The 18408-nt window shown below is 32.2% G+C and carries 16 protein-coding genes and 1 pseudogene; 2 read left to right on the top strand and 15 right to left on the bottom strand.

The features are described from left to right. Positions 1-20 precede the first annotated feature (20 nt). From nreC to NSQ15_RS02250, 11 genes are all read right to left on the bottom strand, one after another. Complete coding sequence (gene nreC / locus NSQ15_RS02300; protein ID WP_029055762.1) at positions 21-674, bottom strand: nitrate respiration regulation response regulator NreC; 654 nt, start codon at positions 672-674, stop codon at positions 21-23. Positions 675-694: 20 nt separating this feature from the next. Further along, positions 695-1738, bottom strand: a complete 1044-nt coding sequence (gene nreB / locus NSQ15_RS02295) for a nitrate respiration regulation sensor histidine kinase NreB (protein ID WP_391556787.1) — start codon at positions 1736-1738, stop codon at positions 695-697. Next, a complete protein-coding gene (gene nreA, locus NSQ15_RS02290) occupies positions 1735-2190 on the bottom strand; it encodes a nitrate respiration regulation accessory nitrate sensor NreA (protein ID WP_029055761.1) in 456 nt (151 codons plus the stop codon). The genes nreB and nreA overlap by 4 nt, the downstream gene beginning before the upstream one ends. 21 nt (positions 2191-2211) lie before the next feature. Beyond that, positions 2212-2889, bottom strand: coding sequence for a respiratory nitrate reductase subunit gamma (narI, locus tag NSQ15_RS02285; protein WP_017637738.1), 678 nt, complete (start codon positions 2887-2889; stop codon positions 2212-2214). Continuing rightward, complete coding sequence (gene narJ, locus NSQ15_RS02280) at positions 2882-3457, bottom strand: nitrate reductase molybdenum cofactor assembly chaperone (RefSeq protein WP_017637737.1); 576 nt, start codon at positions 3455-3457, stop codon at positions 2882-2884. Before narJ ends, narI begins: the two co-directional genes overlap by 8 nt. Next, a complete protein-coding gene (narH, locus tag NSQ15_RS02275; RefSeq protein ID WP_017637736.1) occupies positions 3450-5003 on the bottom strand; it encodes a nitrate reductase subunit beta in 1554 nt (517 codons plus the stop codon). Before narH ends, narJ begins: the two co-directional genes overlap by 8 nt. Continuing rightward, entirely contained in the window at positions 4993-8676 is a 3684-nt protein-coding gene (locus NSQ15_RS02270) for a nitrate reductase subunit alpha (RefSeq protein ID WP_017637735.1), read from the bottom strand. The genes narH and NSQ15_RS02270 overlap by 11 nt, the downstream gene beginning before the upstream one ends. 293 nt (positions 8677-8969) lie before the next feature. Beyond that, entirely contained in the window at positions 8970-9902 is a 933-nt protein-coding gene (gene cobA, locus NSQ15_RS02265; protein WP_017637734.1) for a uroporphyrinogen-III C-methyltransferase, read from the bottom strand. Next, a complete protein-coding gene (gene nirD / locus NSQ15_RS02260) occupies positions 9893-10207 on the bottom strand; it encodes a nitrite reductase small subunit NirD (RefSeq protein WP_017637733.1) in 315 nt (104 codons plus the stop codon). Before nirD ends, cobA begins: the two co-directional genes overlap by 10 nt. A 2-nt stretch (positions 10208-10209) precedes the next feature. Next, positions 10210-12615, bottom strand: coding sequence for a nitrite reductase large subunit NirB (gene nirB / locus NSQ15_RS02255; protein WP_340746902.1), 2406 nt, complete (start codon positions 12613-12615; stop codon positions 10210-10212). Between the two features lie 70 nt (positions 12616-12685). Next, positions 12686-13405, bottom strand: a complete 720-nt coding sequence (locus NSQ15_RS02250) for a sirohydrochlorin chelatase (RefSeq protein ID WP_154835280.1) — start codon at positions 13403-13405, stop codon at positions 12686-12688. A gap of 303 nt (positions 13406-13708) precedes the next feature. On the opposite strand from NSQ15_RS02250, the gene nikA reads away from it, so the two are divergent. Next, positions 13709-15187 carry a nickel ABC transporter substrate-binding protein gene (gene nikA / locus NSQ15_RS02245; RefSeq protein ID WP_254388044.1) on the top strand — a complete coding sequence of 493 codons (1479 nt, stop codon included), beginning with the start codon at positions 13709-13711 and terminating at the stop codon, positions 15185-15187. A gap of 282 nt (positions 15188-15469) precedes the next feature. Then, positions 15470-15847, top strand: a pseudogene (locus NSQ15_RS02240) (transposase); the annotation flags it as partial. A gap of 32 nt (positions 15848-15879) precedes the next feature. Here NSQ15_RS02240 and NSQ15_RS02235 read toward each other — a convergent pair. The 4 genes from NSQ15_RS02235 to NSQ15_RS02220 all read right to left on the bottom strand — a co-directional run bounded on the left by NSQ15_RS02235 (position 15880) and on the right by NSQ15_RS02220 (position 18334). Continuing rightward, positions 15880-16416: a GNAT family N-acetyltransferase gene (locus tag NSQ15_RS02235; protein WP_017637728.1), complete on the bottom strand. Its 537-nt coding sequence runs from the start codon at positions 16414-16416 to the stop codon at positions 15880-15882. A gap of 152 nt (positions 16417-16568) precedes the next feature. Further along, positions 16569-17387 carry a formate/nitrite transporter family protein gene (locus tag NSQ15_RS02230; protein WP_017637727.1) on the bottom strand — a complete coding sequence of 273 codons (819 nt, stop codon included), beginning with the start codon at positions 17385-17387 and terminating at the stop codon, positions 16569-16571. A gap of 206 nt (positions 17388-17593) precedes the next feature. Then, on the bottom strand, positions 17594-17779 hold the full coding sequence (locus NSQ15_RS02225; protein ID WP_017637726.1) for a hypothetical protein: 186 nt from the start codon (positions 17777-17779) through the stop codon (positions 17594-17596). An 84-nt stretch (positions 17780-17863) separates the two neighbouring features. After that, positions 17864-18334 carry an SRPBCC family protein gene (locus NSQ15_RS02220; RefSeq protein WP_046467062.1) on the bottom strand — a complete coding sequence of 157 codons (471 nt, stop codon included), beginning with the start codon at positions 18332-18334 and terminating at the stop codon, positions 17864-17866. Positions 18335-18408 lie beyond the last annotated feature (74 nt).

The following is an 18408-nucleotide window of genomic DNA, read 5'->3' as shown; positions in this document are numbered from 1 at the left end:
CGCTAAAGCGATAAGGGGCTCTAAAATTCTAATAGTTTCTTTTTCATAGCGTATTCAACTAATTCTGGTTTTGTTTTTAATCCTAATTTGTTCATAATATGTGTTTTATGTGCTTCTACTGTTTTTACAGAAACAAATAATTTTTCAGCAATTTCTTTATTACCGTACCCTTTAGCTATCAACGGTAATATTTCTAATTCGCGTTTTGATAAAATTTTAAAGGGATCAGACCCATCTGTAGGTTCTTGGTTGTTGTTATTAACGAATTCATTAACAAGTGATGTTGTTAATTTCATATCGACATAAGTATCTCCTTGATAAACAGTTCTAATCGCAAGAATTAATTGTTCATCAGGCGCATTTTTTAAAATATAGCCCTTTGCACCATTTCTAAGTACATGAAATAAATATTCTTCGTCATCATACATTGTTAATATTAATATTTTAGTCTCCGGAAAACTTTCATTGATTTTGCTTGTCGCTATTAAACCAGATTCACCTGGTGGCATACTTAAATCCATAAGAAGAACGTCTGGTTTATGTTCTAACACCTTTTGATATGCTTCAACACCGTCAGCAGCTGTAGCCACTACTTCCATATCTTGTTGATAGTTTAATATCATGGAAAAACCTGTTCGAACAACTGCATGATCATCAGCTATCACAATTTTCAATTTAATTCCCCCAAAAATTTTCACAAAGGTACTTCTAATGTAACTATTGTACCTTTATCAATATGTGTTTCTATATCTACATGCCCGTACACTAATTCAGCACGCTCGCGCATACCGTATAAACCTAGTCCAGATCCTTTTGGTTGAGAATTTGGATTAAATCCGTATCCATGGTCAATAATTTCTGCAATTAAATTATCATTATTTTTTTGAATCATTACATCTACTTCACTAACCCCTGCATATTTTAACGCATTATAAATCGCTTCTTGAACTACACGATAAACAACTGTTTCAACTTCACTATCAAAACGTTGCTGTGAAATATTAGATGTGTAATTGATTTGAATTCCGAAATTTTCTTCAAACTGTTTAAAATAAGATTTAAATGCGGCTTCTAAACCTAAATCATCTAACGAAGCTGGTCTTAATTCAACAGATAAATTTCTAACGTCATCGACTAATTGAGACATGATGCCCTCAATATTTTCAACATCATTCAATATTTTTTCTCTATCCTGTTGATACTTTAATAAGCGTAATTGAACGTTTATATTTAATAGTTCTTGAACTAGACTATCATGTAATTCTCTCGAAATACGTTTACGTTCATTTTCCTGTGCAGAAATGGTTTTTCTCATCATCCTACGTTGGTTCATTTTTTCTTGACGTTCAATCTGAGGTGCAACATCTTGCAAAGTAAATGCATTGATACCTTTTTCTTTATCAATTGTTTGATATGTAGCAGTAAATGGTGCAATTTCTCTTTGATTAGTTTTCATAAAAACTTGAAATGTAGATCTATTAGGTTGTTCTACATCTAAAAAACAATTTTTACATGATTGCAAATCAAATTCATTGGTATAACCTTCACATCTACGACATATTGCATTGGTCATCGTACTATAATTATCTTCCATTGAAATCACTTCATTAGCTGCTTCATTCATAGCTATTACTTTGCCATCATTATTAACAAACACAATTTTCTCATTTGTGCACTCATAATATTTTTTCAATAAAGTTTCAAGTTTGATATCATCATGTCCCAACAATTTAATCACCTAATATCTTCTTTTAATTCACCTAGTCGCTCATTGATAATAATATTTTCTATATTATCAGGCAATGGTTTGTGATTTCTTTGGCCAAATAGTATTACACCATAAACTTGGTTATTAAAGCAAAGTGGTACTGCTATCACCGCTGTTAAACTTTCACTTAATAAAATGGGATATTTTACTTTTTCATCTGGTGACAGCGCCATATCTACATTAGAAATTAGCATTCTTTTCCCTGTTTTCATGACGTTACCAGCTAATCCACGACCTTTTCGTAGAACGATAAGTTTATATCTATCGTTGTTATTTCCGGATACATATTGCCATTTTATTGGGGAATAAGTACTTGAATGCTCACAAAATGCAATCGCTGCAAAATCGACGCCTTCTTCTTCTCTTAATTTATCAATATTGTATTGAATATTTTGCAGTTTCATATTTAAACCTGGAGTCATTATCATTCCACCTTTGGATCATTACAATTTATTTTTTCGATATATAATATATCTTCTATTAGTATAAGATAACGGTACACTCCATACATGAACTAAACGTGTAAACGGCCAACATGCTAATATTGTGAATCCTAATAATACATGAATTTTAAATTGAAGTGGTACCTCTAACATTAATTCGGCATGAGGTCTAAATAAAAATAACTGTCTAAACCACACTGAAATTGTTTCACGATAGTTAAATCCTTCATTTGTTATATTAGTAACAAGCGTTGAGTAACATCCCATAAAAATAATTAAAAGTAATAAAAAATTCACGAAGATATCAGAAAATGAACTCAAGCGTCTTACATTTTCAAATGTTATACGTCTTGCTGTTAACAATAACATACCAATCAATGTCATTATACCAAAAATGCTTCCTATATAAACGGCACCAAAATGATAAATTCCTTCAGTAACACCTAATGCTTCTGTCCATGATTCCGGTATTGCCAAACCAACAACATGACCAAAAAACACAGGAATAACTCCTAAATGAAATAATAGACTTCCCCATTTAAGTTGTTTCTTTTCAATTAATTCACTAGACTTGGCTGTCCAAGAAAATTGATCATATTTATATCTTGCAATATGTCCTATAATAAAAATCATCAAACATAAGTAAGGATAAATGACCCACAAAAATTGACTAATCATGTTGCGTCACTCCTTCTGGTGACTTTAGACATAATTTTAATGTCTTACGTAATGCTTGGATAACATATCCATAAGGATGATTATGTTTACCAAGCTCATTTGCCAATGCATACGTACCGTCTTCAATAATCATAATTACAAGTTGAATATTTTCTTCCGCTCTATCATCGCCATACCATTCGATAGTTTGTAGAAATTCTAACATTAACGGTAAATAATCAGATAATTCATTATCTACCATTTTTAATCCAAACATTTCGTATAATACTTTAAGTTTGGCTAACATTTGTCCTCGTTCTTTTTGAGTTTCAAATTTGTTATATGTCATATATAATGGAGAATTTTTACTGAAATCAAATGTATCTGTATAAATTTGTTTTGCTTCAGACAAAGTATAATTCATCATAACTTCTCTAAAATTAACAATATCTTGATAACCAGGATGTTGTGAAGTAATGGATTCATTAAACACATTTTCATTAAATGTTAATTTTTCTGGAAAGCTTAATAACATTGCTATATAACCAAAACTATCTTGATATTTTTTTAAATTATCGAAATTAATCACGGAATATCCCTCCATAAAAGTTTTCGTTATATATTTCTTGGCCTGTTTTTCCAGAACCAACTGCAACGCCGCATCCTTCACAATTTGCACCGAAGTTCTCTCCACCATATCCTTGAGATCCTTGAGCATGATAAGTATCTAAATATGTTTCTTTATGTGATGTTGGTATTACAAAACGTTCTTCATATTTTGCTAAACCTAATAATCGATACATATCAGAAACTTGTCTTTCAGTAAGATCTAAAGCATCTAGCTTTTTAACATCAAATGGTCTATTAGTCACTTTAGCTCTCATATAGCTACGCATCATTGCCATTTTTTGTAATGATTTTTTCACTGGTTCAGTATCTCCAGCAGTAAACATATTAGCTAAATATTCGATAGGTAATCTCATTTCTTCAATTGCTGGGAAAATCATGTCTGGATCTTGTTGTGTATTTTTACCTTCGAAATAACTCATGATTGGGCTTAATGGTGGACAATACCAAACCATTGGTAAAGTACGATATTCTGGATGTAATGGGAATGCTAATTTATATTCAATAGCCAATTTATATATTGGTGATTGTTGTGCCGCTTCAATCCATTCGTGGTTGATACCATCTTTTTCAGCTTGAGCAATAACATCTTCGTCATATGGATCTAAAAATAATTCTAATTGTTTTTCATATAAGTCTTGTTCGTTTTCAGTTGATGCGATTTCTTCAACGCGATCAGCATCATATAAAAGTACGCCTAAATATCTCATACGACCTGTACATGTTTCTGAACATACAGTAGGCATACCTGCTTCAATTCTTGGGAAACAAAATGTACATTTTTCTGCTTTATTTGTTTTCCAGTTGAAGTAAACTTTTTTATAAGGGCAACCAGTCATGCAATATCTCCAACCTCTGCATGCATCTTGGTCAACCAATACAATACCATCTTCATCTCTTTTATACATTGCACCTGAAGGACATGATGCTACGCAACTTGGGTTTAAGCAATGTTCGCAAAGTCTAGGTAAATACATCATAAATGTTTCATCAAATTGGAATTTAATATCTTCTTCAATTTTTTGGATGTTAGGGTCTTTAGGGCCTGTAACATTAGCACCTGCTAAATCATCTTCCCAGTTAGGTCCCCATTCAATATCCATATTTTTCCCAGAAATAACGGAATACGCTCTTGCTACTGGTGAATGGTTACCTTGTTTAGCTGAAGTTAAATGTTCATAGTTATAATTCCATGGTTCATAATAGTCTTGTATTAAAGGCATATCTGGGTTATAAAAGATTTTACCTAAAGCAATCTTAGACCATTTACTACCTGATTTAAGTTGTAATTTTCCTTTTTTATTTAAAACCCAACCACCTTTGTAATGTTCTTGGTCTTCCCATCGTTTCGGATATCCTGTACCTGGTTTAGTTTCAACGTTGTTAAACCACATATACTCAGCACCTGGTCTATTTGTCCATGTGTTTTTACATGTAACACTACAAGTATGACATCCTATACATTTATCTAAATTCAACACCATTGCGATTTGCGCTTTAATCTTCAAGCCAATTGACCTCCTTCATTTTTCTAACTGCAACGTAAACATCTCTTTGATTTCCTATCGGACCGTAGTAGTTAAAATGATAGCTAATTTGAGCATATCCGCCGACTAATTGTGTCGGTTTCAAATGTATTCTAGTTGGTGCGTTATGTGAACCACCTCTTGTATCTGTAATTTCAGATCCAGGTGTTTGAATATGTTTATCTTGAGCATGATACATAAACATTGTTCCTTGAGGCATTCTGTGAGAAATAACCGCTCTAGCAGTAACAACACCGTTTCGGTTGTAAACTTCTAACCAATCATTATCTTTAATATCATGTGCCTCAGCATCTACATTCGAAATCCAAACATTTGGACCACCTCTGAATAGTGTCAACATATGTTTATTATCTTGATACATTGAATGAATATTCCATTTACCATGTGGTGTAAGGTAACGTAATACTAATGCATCCGTGCCACCTTTAATTTTTTTATCTCTTGTACCAAATACCATTGGCGGTAAAGTTGGTTTATATATTGGTAGACTTTCACCAAATTGTTGGAACACTTCATGGTCTAAATAATAACTTTGTCGTCCAGTTAATGTTCTAAATGGTACTAAACGTTCAATATTAGTTGTAAATGGAGAATAACGTCTTCCATTTTTATTTGAACCTGGAAATACCGCTGTTGGTATAACTTCTCTAGGTTGCGATGTAATATTTAAAAATGTAATTTTTTCAGAAGCTCTTTCACTAGATATATCTGCTAATTTCATACCTGTTTGTTGTTCTAAATCTTGGTAAGATTTTTGAGATAATTTCCCATTAGTAGCTGATGAAATATTTAGCATGGCATCTGCAACATTTCGTGCTGAATGAATACGTGGTTTATCATTTTTAATTGAGTCTGGATCGGTATCATTCCATGTACCTAACATACTTTTAAGTTCTTCATATTGATCTTTAACGCTAAAGCTAACTCCATGTGCGCCTATTTTACCTGTCTCAAGTTTAGGTCCTACTGTAACGTATTTATCATAGATTAGTGTGTAATCTCTTTCTACGATTGAAAAGCTAGGCATTGTTTGACCAGGAATCGGATCAATTTCACCTTTAGACCAATCTTTTACAATTCCGAGTGGCGTACCTATTTCTTGTTTTGAGTCATGACCTAATGGTGATGTAACCACATCTTTAAATGTACCTGGAAGATAATCTTTAGCCATTTCAGATACTGCTTTAGCTAATGTTTTATAAATATCCCAATCTGAACGTGATTCCCATAATGGATCAATAGCCGGATTAAATGGATGAACATATGGATGCATGTCTGTTGATGATAAATCGTGTTTTTCGTACCAAGTCGCTGCCGGTAAAACAATATCAGAATATAATGGCGTTGCTGTCATTCTAAAATCAAGTGATACTAATAAATCTAATTTTCCTGTTGTTTCTTCTCTCCATTTGATTTCTTCAGGTTTGTCATCTTCGTTTGGTGAAGCTAATAAACCTGATTTCGTACCTAATAGATGTTTCATGAAATATTCTTGTCCTTTAGCAGAACTTGATATTAAATTTGAACGCCAAACAAACAATGTTTTAGGATGATTTTTTCTTAAATCTGGATCTTCTACTGCAAATTTAGTTTTCTTAGATGTCACTTCATCTATAGCGCGTTTAAGAATTGCTTCATTTGAATTGTCACCATTTTCTTTAGCTTCTTCACCAAATAACAAACTATTTTTGTCAAATTGAGGATATGATGGTAACCAACCTAATTTTGCTGCTGTCACATTATAATCAGCAGGATGTTTATGTTTAATATTTTTAGCTAAAGGTGATTTTAATTTATCTACATCTGATTCTTCGTATTTCCATTGATCAGTAGCAAAGTAAAACCAACTAGTTCCATTTTGTAAACGTGGTGGTCCTTGCCAGTCTTTTGCAAATGCAAGTGTATTCCAGCCTTCTATTGGACGACATTTTTCTTGACCAACGTAGTGAGCCCATCCGCCTCCGTTAACGCCTTGGCAACCACATAACATAACTAAATTGAGTATTGCACGATAAATAGTATCTGAATTGAACCAATGGTTTACGCCAGCGCCCATAATAATCATTGAACGACCTTCAGTATCAATAGCATTTTGTGCAAATTCTTTAGCTACTTGAGTGACTAAATTACTTTTAATACCTGTTATTTCTTGTTGCCATGCTGGAGTATATTTAGAATCTTTATCTTCATAACTATCTGCTTCTAAATCATGGTTAAATCGACGTACGCCATATTGACTTGCCATTAAATCAAATACTGTTGTGATATATGTTTCTGTTCCGTCAGCTAAAGTGACTTTTTTAGTAGGAATAGGTCTTTCAAATATTCCATCACCATTACTATCAAAATATGGAAATTGAATTTGCTGTAATTCATATTCACTATCAGCCATGGATAATGAAGGATCTATTTTGTTTCCTTCATCATCTTCTAATTTAAGATTCCATTGTTTGCCTTCTTCCCATCTTTGTCCCATTGTGCCGTTAGGTACTGTTAACTCATTTGAAATTTCATCAAAAATTAATGGTTTCCATTCCCCATTTTCAGTTTGTTGACCTAAATCAGTAGCTCTTAAAAATCTGCCTGCTTTAAATCCATTTTCATCTTTATCTAACATCAATACGAAAGGCATATCAGTGTATTGTTTAGCGTAATCGATGAAACGTTGGTTTGGTTTGTTTATATAATATTCTTGTAAAATGACGTGTGTCATTGCTTGCGCCACTGCTGCATCTGTACCAGGATTAGGCGCTAACCAATTGTCCGCAAATTTAACGTTCTCTGCATAATCTGGTGCTACAGAAATAACTTTAGTACCTTTATATCTAACTTCTGTCATAAAGTGAGCGTCCGGTGTACGTGTTAAAGGTACATTTGAGCCCCACATAATAATATATGATGCGTTATACCAATCACTTGATTCAGGTACATCAGTTTGTTCTCCCCAAATCTGTGGAGAAGCAGGTGGTAAATCTGCATACCAATCATAAAAGCTAAGCATTTCGCCGCCGAGTAAATTAATAAAACGTGCACCTGCAGCGTAACTCACCATTGACATTGCAGGTATAGGCGTAAATCCTGCAATTCTGTCAGGTCCATCTTTTTTTATTGTGTATAATAATTGAGCTGCTATGATATCAGTAACATCTTTCCAATTAGATCTTACATGGCCACCCATACCTCTTGCAGATTTATACTGTTTAGCTTTTTCTTCATCTTCAACAATAGATGCCCATGCCGCAATTTTATTACCTTGATTTTCTTCTAGTGCTTCTTGCCAGAGTTCTAATAATTTTCCTCTTATATATGGATACTTAACTCTTAAAGGACTATATTCGTACCATGAGAATGATGCTCCTCTTGGGCAACCTCTAGGTTCGTATTCTGGCATATCAGGACCACAGCTTGGATAGTCTGTTTGTTGGTTTTCCCATGTAATAACACCATTTTTAACAAATACTTTCCATGAACATGATCCAGTACAGTTAACACCATGTGTAGTTCTAACTTCTTTATCATGGCTCCAACGTTCTCGATACATTTTCTCCCATTCTCTGCTTTTACTTTCTAATACTGACCAGTTCCCGTTAAATTTTTCTGTTGGTTTAAAAAAATTCAATCCAAATTTCCCCATATATATCCTCCTACACTAGCAAAGTGATTATCTATGTCCGTTAATTAATTTCGCTACTTTTTCTTATATTCAAATTGTATATTTTTTCACAAACTTTTTATATTAGGGAAAGTCCTAATTGAAGGTATAAATCCCCTATGATTTTTTATAATCTTTCAATATTCTTTTTAATAAAAAAAGACCACCTCTTATAGGTGGCCATACTGAAGTCTAAGACAAAGATATAATGTACTCTCTTTTTATTATTGAGTTAGTCATATTTAGGGCTAGCTCCCAAAGGAACAATATAGAATCTAGACTTTAATAAATTGATGATAATATTGATTTTTGATTTTTTCATATAATTGTTGTTGTGAAATATGGTATTTGTCTTTATTTTTTACTTCAATTATGCAACCATATCCTTCATCACTTAATATTTCGCATTTTTCCATTGCTCTTCCTTTTTCCCCTTGGACAATGTAAAAAGGTTGGTCTGGTTTACTATCAATTTTAGATTCCACATAGTTAACGATATCTCCAATAATACAAACGCCTGGCATACCTTCAAGTTGATGAGATTTTATCTTTTGTTGAATATCGCTTAATGTTCCAATAATTACTTTTTCATCAAATAAGGAAGCTCGGAAAATAATAGCGATTGGAAAATTGATATCACTGAATTGTTGTATCTGATTTATTATTTTTGGAAGTCGTTTCACTCCCATATATATTGCTAATGTACCTTTATTAAGGAGCGGAGTAATATCCAACTGATTTTCTTGATTATCTTTAAAATGACCAGTTGAAAAAGTTACGTTTTTAGCTATACTTCTCATCGTCAACCCAATATTCATGGATTGTGCAGCAGCACTTGCAGAAGTTACTCCTGGAACTATTTCAAAATTGATATCTAAATCACTTAGTGTCTCAACTTCTTCATGTAAACGTCCAAATATCGCTGGATCTCCGCCCTTAAGTCTCACAACATGGTTGTGTTCTGAAGCTGCTTTAACCATGAGTTGATTAATATTATCTTGTTGAATATGTTTGGTATAAGGTTTCTTTCCTACATCTACAATTTCTATTTCAGGTTTAGCATACTGTAAAATTAATGGATTTACTAATCTGTCATATAGAATAATATCTGCATTTTCTATAAGACGCTGCGCTTTCTTAGTTAGAAAATTAGGATTACCTGGTCCAGCACCTACTAAATATACTTGACCATAGTTACTTACAGACATATGAATATATCTCCATCGATAATTTCCACAGGATAAGTTTCTACACAACCGGTATCTGGTTCTTGCACATTACCAGTAGTTAAGTCTATTTTTTGGTCATGTAATGGACAATAAACAAAGTCTCCACTTACTGTGCCTTCTGATAATGGTCCTTGTTTATGTGGACATACATTATTCACTGCAAAAATTTTGCCTTCATTCGTTAAAAATAAACCAATTTCTTTATCTTTTACAATTACTTTTTTTCCAATGAGTGGTGTTAATTCATTCAAATTAGAAACTTTAATCTTTTCCATACTTTTCATAACTATACCCTCTCAACTTCAAAGATTTTTTGTGATGCTTTGTCATTGGCTATTCCTTGCCATGGTTCTTCTTTAATTGCTTGTTTAGCATCCATCACTCTATCGAATAAAGCTTGTTGGCGTTCAGGGTCCAATAAAACTTCTTTTACATTTTCAAATCCAAGACGTTCTAACCAAGGCGCTGTTCTTTCAGCATATATACCAGTTTCACGATAATATTGCATTAACGCACCGCACATACGTATTACGTCATCTTCGGTTTCTACTGTAGTTAAGAACTGTCCTTTTGTTACTTCAGTTCCTCCATTGCCACCAATATATAATTGGTATCCATTTTCAACAGAAATGACACCAAAGTCTTTCACACCAGATTCTACACAACTTCTAGGACAACCTGATACGCCCATTTTAAATTTATGAGGTGTATCAATATATTCAAAGGTTTTCTCTAATCTGATACCTAATCGTGTTGTATATTGCGTTCCAAAGCGACAAAATTCTTTACCAACACAACTTTTAACGGATCTTGTTTTTTTACCATATGCTGAAGCAGAACGCATACCTAAATCTTTCCATACTTGTGGAAGTTCATCTTTTTTCAATCCATATAACCCAACACGTTGTGATCCTGTTACTTTTACAAGAGGTACATCATATTTTTTAGCAACTTCACCAAGTCTAATTAATTGATCTGCATCTGTCACACCGCCACGCATTTGAGGTATTACAGAGAAAGTACCATCATTTTGAATATTTGCATGATATCTTTCATTTGCAAAACGTGATTCTTTTTCATCTTTATGTTCATATGGATATACCATATTCAAATAGTAATTAATAGCTGGACGACATTTAGGACATCCATTTTTATCTTTGAAATCAAGGACATGTCTAACTTCTTTTGATGTTTTTAAACCTTTTGCTCTAATTTGAGTTACAATTTGATCACGTGTTAAATCTGTACAAGCACATATTCCTGAAGGTTTAGCGGCAACAAAATCATCACCTAAAGCATATTGTAAGATTTCTCCTATTTGACCTTTACATTTACCACATGAATTACCTGCTTTTGTTGCTTTAGTTACTTCATCTACAGAAGTTAGTCCGTTCTCTTTAATAGCTTTGACAATAGTGCCTTTGTCTACACCATTACATCCACATATTGTTTCATCATCAGCCATATCTTCTATAGAGTTACTAGCTTCCTCTCCACCTTTAGTTAGTAATGAAACTAATGTATAATCTTCAATTGATTCATGTTTTTTCATCATATTGTAAAATCGTGAACCATCATCTGTATTTCCATATAGTACTGCACCAACAACTTCGCCATCTTTTAGAAATACTTTTTTATAGTTATTATCTACACTATTAAAAATTTCAATGCCTTTAATTTCAGGTGATTCAACTATTTGACCGGCGCTGTATAAATCACAACCAGATACTTTTAATGACGTAAATGTTGTTGAACCTTTGTAACCTTCTGTGTCATTATCATTTAAATAGTCAGCAAGTACTTTACCTTGTTCATATAATGGTGCAACTAATCCATAAACTTTACCTTGGTGTTCAGCACATTCTCCTACAGCATATATATTAGGGTCGCTCGTTTGCATCATATCATTAACTACAATACCTCTATTTACTTCTAAATCACTTTGTTTAGCTAATTCAGTATATGGTCTTATTCCAACAGCCATAACGACTAAATCCGCTTCTAAAACACGTCCATCAGCTAAACGTACAGCTTCAACATCTTCTTCACCTAAAATTTCTTTTGTATTAGCTTGTAGTTCAAAATTCATTCCTTGCTTTTCTAAGTCAGCTTTTAACATTTGTCCAGCTTTCGCGTCTAATTGCATTTCCATAAGCCATTCAGCTAAATGAATTACCGTTACTTCCATACCTTGGTCCAGTAAACCTCTCGCACATTCTAAACCTAAAAGGCCCCCACCAATAACAATTGCATGTTTTTTAGATTTAGCAATTTCCATCATGCGTTTAGTATCATCAATCGTTCTCCATCCAATGACACTTGGAAAATCAGAACCTTGGATTGGTAAAACAAATGCTTTAGATCCAGTTGCAAATATACATTGATCATAATCAACTTCGATGCCACTCTCTGTCATAACTTTTTGATTATTACGATCTATTTTAATAGCTGGGTCATTATTAATAAGTTGGATATTATGCTCATCATACCAATCATATGAATTCATTATCGTCTCTTCTACTGACATTTTATTTTGTAAAATATTGGATAACATTATTCGGTTGTAATTTGGATATGGTTCCTTACCGATAATAGTAATATCAAAACGTTCATCGTCTCTTTCAAGAATCTCTTCAATCGTTCTCAAACCTGCCATACCATTTCCTATCATCACTAATTTCTTTTTAGCCATAAATATGCCCCTTTATCACTTGTGAATAGTTTTTATTAAAGGATTGGATAATTAGGCACATAGATTTTTCTTATACATATAATGCTTCGAATCGCTCTCTAATGATTAATTTAAGTGAATCATCAAAGTTAATTGAAGGTGTGATGTGTAGATTGCAGTGAATAGGCATCTCATCAATCACTCCTTTCACTTTGTTGACTAATCTGCCATCAAAAAAGAACAAAGGCACTATAATAAGTTCATCATATTGTTTTGATATTTCTTCTAAGTCATTTCTAAATGTTAATGCACCGTACAATGTGCGTGCATACACAGGTTGTTTCGAATCAACTGCTTCTACAAAGTCTTTAAGTTCATCATGAGCCTTTGTAAATCGACCACTACCATTACCATGTGCGATAATAACAACCGCTGCGTTAGAATCATCGGATAATTTAACATCATCAATTCTTCTTTCAACTAATGCTTTCATATATGGATGTGTTCCTAACGGTTCACTAATATGACTAGAGATATTCGGATACTTATTTTGCATTTTCATTAAAATATCTGGAATATCACTCATATAGTGCATTGCACTAAAAATAAGTAATGGTACAATTCTAAATTCTTTAATACCTTGATGAATCATTCTTTCCATCGTTAATTCTAAACTTTGTGTATCACTCTCTAAAAATGCTAATTCATAATGGTAGTCTTCGTCTTTCAATAAAGTTGCAATAAATTCTGCTAAGGCCTTATTCTGATTTCCTTTTCTCATACCATGTGCCACTAAAATATTGCCTACCATAAAAACCAATCCTTTCACCTTGAATTGTAAACTAATTTCATGTGTTTTTGTGATTATTTTCACATTTTAAGGAAAAATCAGGGAATCCCCTTATATAACAAGTATTATTTATATAGGTTTTTGGGTCTTATAAAAAGCTATGAATAAAGATTTATTTTACATGAAATAAGATATATAATTGAATAGTTGGTTGTTAATATATTACACAAGTAATCACTATTCTAAATGAATAGTCATATACATAATGATTCGCACCTAATTATTAATTAACAACTTAATCTATTTTCATATTAGAGAGGAGATATGTTCGTGAAAAGATTTACCTTTTTAATTATTATTGTATCTTTTATTTTAGCGAGCTGTAGTAATAATAACGCTTCTAAAAAGGATACTTTAAATGTTGAGATACCGTTAAAAACAACATCTATTGCACCTTATGAAACTGACGTACCTGTCAAAGTTGGAGCATTAGAATCTTTATTTAAAATGTCTAAAGACGGTAAAGTGAAACCTTTGTTAGTGAAATCATACAAACAAAAATCTAATGACACATTAACACTTACACTTAAAGACAACATCAAATTCCAAAATGGTCATAAATTAACTGGTGATGCAGTGAAACGAAGTCTTGAACAAGGTATAGAAAAGAGTGATTTATTAAGAGGTTCATTACCAATAGATAACATTACTGCTAAAGGTCAAAAAGTGACTATCAAAACAAAAGAACCTTATCCTGAATTAAAATCAGAACTTGCTAGTCCATTTGCTGCTATTTATGATACGAAAGCAAAAGAAAAAGTCGCTGATCAACCTGTTGGTACAGGTCCTTATAAAATTGACAATTATAAACGTTCACAAAAAATTGAACTATCAAAATTCAAAGATTATTGGCAAGGTAACCCTAGATTAAGTAAAATTAACGTCACTTATCATGAAGATGGTAACACTCGTGTTAGTCACTTACTATCTGGCAAATCTGACTTAACAACAGACGTACCAATCGATCAAGTCAATGATGTAAAGAAATCTAATAAAGCAAATATCCAAAGTACTTCAGGTTTCCGAACTCATTTATTACTTTATAACCATGACAGTAAAAAAATGAATAAAAATGTTCGTGAGGCCTTTGATTCAGTCATCAATCGTAAAGAAATAGCGAAAACTATTTCAAAAAATTATGCTAAACCGGCATCTGGACCTTTCAATAGTAGATTGAAAAATATTGATGAAGGTAAAGTTCAACCTCAAGATATTAACAAAGCTAAAAAATTATTGGCTAAAGAAGGATACTCTAAATCTCATCCATTAAAAATAAATATGGTAACTTATGATGGTCGACCAGAATTACCTAAAATTGGACAAGTCATTCAGTCTGAAGCTAAAAAAGCTAATATTGATGTAAAACTTCGAAATGTAGATGATATTGAAGGTTACTTGAAAGATAAAAATACTTGGGATGCATCGATGTATAGTTATTTAACTGTCCCTAGAGGAGATACTGGTTACTTCTTTAACACTGCTTATTTACCAAAAGGTGCTAACAATAAAGGAAACTATGATAATAAAGAAGTCACTCAACAAATCAAACAACTTAATCAAACATTTAGTCAATCTCAACGTGAACAAATGACTAATAACATTTTGAGAACATCTAACAAAGATATTCCAAATAGTTATATTACTTATAATGATCAAATTGATGGTGTAAGTAAAAATGTTAAAAACTTTAATGTTACACCAGAATCAATCTATTTAATTGATTATAAAGTAGATAAGAAATAAATATTAAAAGAAACTAGGACATAAATCCTAGAAAAATAGCCAGTAAATGAGTTTATCCAAAAAACTCATTTACTGGCTTCTTTATTTATAATACTTCGTATTATCGGCTCGCTTTCTTAGGGGACAGCTTCAGCCTGTAGTCTTCAGCTTGTCCTGTTCCCTCAAGAGTCTCGCCAAAATACATCGTATTTATATGTAATTTTACATCAAAACAATTTTAAAAAATAAGGCCCCTTCGTACAATTTAATAAACATCACTAAACAAACTTAACGAGATACCTTATGTATAAAAATCAAAACATGACTCAACTTACACTACTAATGGAAACTTCAGTTCTTATCCCCACAAATTATATGTCACGACATGTTAATAAAATCGTTGAAACTATTCCACATAATGAATTCGATGAATTCAAACATCATCGTGAAACCATATCATATCATCCTAAAATAATGTTGAAAGTCATTTTATATGACTATACACAATTTGTATTTTCTGGTAGTAAAATAGAAAAATTACTTAACGATAGTATACGAATGATGTGGCTTTCACAAAATCAAACGTCTTATACATTTGTATGGAAAAAGAGTTTTCAAAATTATGAATCCAAAATGAATAAAGATTCTAAAGCACTTTATCATGAACTAGTGACAAATCAGTTCGGAACTTATTAGTTCCGAGCTTTTGAATTTTAAAATGGCGGTTGTCCTAATATTTTTTCTTCAAAGCGTTCTGGAATTAAAATTTTTCTCATGATAACACCTAAATCGCCATCGTCATTTTCATGCTTTGCATAAATTTCATAGCCTCTTTTTTCATAAATGCTTAATAGCCACGGATGCAAACGTGCTGACGTACCTAACGTCACCGCTGCTGCTTTTAATGTATCTCTTAAAAAATCTTCTTCTACATATTTCAACAACTGACTTCCATAGCCTAGTCCATCAAATTCTGGTTTAGTTGCAAACCACCATACAAATGGATAACCAGAAATACTTCTAACACTTCCCCACGGATAACGAACCGTAATTGTTGAAATAATTGTATTATCTAATTCTAATACGAAAGTTGTATTATTCTTGATATTATCTTTGACCATTTCAATGCTAGCATTGACTGATGGCCAATCTATACCTAATTCTCTTAAAGGTGTAAAAGCCTCATACATTAATTGGTGAATTTCTTTAGTGTCTTTCTCGTTTGCAATTCTTATAATGACATTACTCATCTTATTCACGTCCCCATTTTTCTCATTTCATGATTTTAAGCGTAAAAAGAAATGAGTATATAGTCAATTAACTTGATTCAGCTTACATTAATTTCTAAAAAAAGCATAAGTCGTTCAATGTTTATTATGAACGCTTACGCTTTATTATCAATTTATTTTAATTGATTTCTTTGGCCATTTAGATACGCATAGACTAATCCTACAAAAATACCGCCACCAATGTAGTTACCAATTAAAGCAAATACGATATTTTTCAAAACACCTAAACCTGATAAGGCATCTATATTAAAAAATAACATCCCTGAAAATAGTCCTGCATTGAAAACAACGTGTTCATATCCCATGAATACAAAAACAACAACGCCACATGCAATAAAGAACGCTTTAGCCAATCCTTCTTTAAATTGCATAGAAACAAATATTCCAATATTAATGAAGAAATTACAGAAAATACCTTTAACTAGAATAGTTAACCACGTGGACGCTTCTGTTTTCTTATGTACTGTTTCAGTTAATGCACTTGTCATTTCTGGAGTCATAATATGTGCATATTTCATTAAGAAAAATAAAATGATGCCCCCAATAATGTTGCCAATAAAACAAAATGTAAATATCCAAATCATCTTATTTAAGCGAATCGCTTTATAATACCAACCTACAGTTAAATACATAAAGTTACTAGTAAGTAATTCTGAATTGGTCAATACGATTAATACTAAGGCTAAACTAAATGCAATAGCACCTAATAAATTAATCAACCCATCAATATGTGTAGATGCAAATTGTGTTTTAATGGCAAGCATAAACACAGTAACAATGGCTAACAAAAAACCAGCCATCATTGATTTTAAAGCATATCTCATAGGTGTTTTATCAGCCATCACTTCTTTCATTTGTGTTTGGCCGACGATTGTTTCTATAATCTCTTTCGTCACATATGTATCCTTAGTGCTTTTACGATTTTCTATCATTTCTATCCTCCATAAATATCTCACTCTTTATTCTAACCACACTTATTATATGTGGAATTAAAGATAAAAAATAGAGGCAAATCTACTAAAAATTAAAGTTTCACTATAATTAAACTACTTTTCATTTTGATAAATAGCAAAAATACTACCTACATCAACAACTATGACGTAGGTAGCTAATATTCTTATGTTTAGTAATTAATACATTATTTTGCTTTTCTTTTTAATTTAGCAAAGTAATGTAATCCTGTAGCAAAAATACCATATCCTAATAATGTTCTTAATACAAAGCGTAAATAACGATTAGATATACATTTTGAACTAACAGTTATAGCTGAGACTAAATGTGTTAATGAGTATAATACTAATACAATAAGATATCTTTTCTTCATTTAAAATCTACCTCTTCTTTTGATTTGTTTATACCTATATTATACATCACTCATCCAACACTAAATGGTACAATTCGTTAACAATTATGATTCTAATAATTTTTCTAGTTGATCTAATGTTGAATTCATACCTTGTTCGACACCCATATCAAGCGCTTGTTGAGCAGCATCTTCTGTTGGGAAGACTGACGTCGATGTTACTGTTGTTTGATTGGGTTTTTCTTCGTTAAATTCGATAACAATATGCATACCTGGCATACTTGTATCCTTTTCCCCATCAGGTGTAGCAAAGAAGTCTAAATACTCTATATAATTCGGTTTCTCAACTTTTTTATACTCGGACAAAGTGTAACTTGTCATGCTAGGTGTATGAATTGCGAAAAACGCGTGCCCACCTTCTTCGACATTAAATTCAAATACTTCAGTTGAAGCGCCTGCAGGGTGAAACCATTGCTTAAATAAATCCTCTTGAGTATAGGCATTGAACACTTCATGTATTGTACCTTTAAATGTTCTTGAAAAAATGATTTTATTTTTATCAATGTTAATAGTCATAGTCCATCTCCTAATTCATTATGTTTTAACCAGTTTAATCATAGCAAAATATAGAAATAGTTACTAAAGAATTT

It is taken from the genome of Staphylococcus sp. FSL W8-0774, from assembly GCF_038006785.1.
Taxonomy (GTDB): Bacteria; Bacillota; Bacilli; order Staphylococcales; family Staphylococcaceae; genus Staphylococcus; species Staphylococcus pasteuri.
Note: the sequence above shows the minus strand (reverse complement) of the source record. Positions and strands in the feature narration are given on the sequence as shown.

Bases quoted from the DNA above. Each gene is read 5' to 3' on its own strand.
- nreA (WP_029055761.1), bottom strand. From the start codon at position 2,190: ATGACTCCAGGTTTAAATATGAAACTGCAAAATATTCAATACAATATT.
- narI (WP_017637738.1), bottom strand. From the start codon at position 2,889: ATGATTAGTCAATTTTTGTGGGTCATTTATCCTTACTTATGTTTGATG.
- NSQ15_RS02270 (WP_017637735.1), bottom strand. From the start codon at position 8,676: ATGGGGAAATTTGGATTGAATTTTTTTAAACCAACAGAAAAATTTAAC.
- cobA (WP_017637734.1), bottom strand. From the start codon at position 9,902: ATGTCTGTAAGTAACTATGGTCAAGTATATTTAGTAGGTGCTGGACCA.
- nirD (WP_017637733.1), bottom strand. From the start codon at position 10,207: ATGAAAAGTATGGAAAAGATTAAAGTTTCTAATTTGAATGAATTAACA.
- nirB (WP_340746902.1), bottom strand. From the start codon at position 12,615: ATGGCTAAAAAGAAATTAGTGATGATAGGAAATGGTATGGCAGGTTTG.
- NSQ15_RS02250 (WP_154835280.1), bottom strand. From the start codon at position 13,405: ATGGTAGGCAATATTTTAGTGGCACATGGTATGAGAAAAGGAAATCAG.
- nikA (WP_254388044.1), top strand. From the start codon at position 13,709: ATGTTCGTGAAAAGATTTACCTTTTTAATTATTATTGTATCTTTTATT.
- NSQ15_RS02235 (WP_017637728.1), bottom strand. From the start codon at position 16,416: ATGAGTAATGTCATTATAAGAATTGCAAACGAGAAAGACACTAAAGAA.
- NSQ15_RS02230 (WP_017637727.1), bottom strand. From the start codon at position 17,387: ATGATAGAAAATCGTAAAAGCACTAAGGATACATATGTGACGAAAGAG.
- NSQ15_RS02225 (WP_017637726.1), bottom strand. From the start codon at position 17,779: ATGAAGAAAAGATATCTTATTGTATTAGTATTATACTCATTAACACAT.
- NSQ15_RS02220 (WP_046467062.1), bottom strand. From the start codon at position 18,334: ATGACTATTAACATTGATAAAAATAAAATCATTTTTTCAAGAACATTT.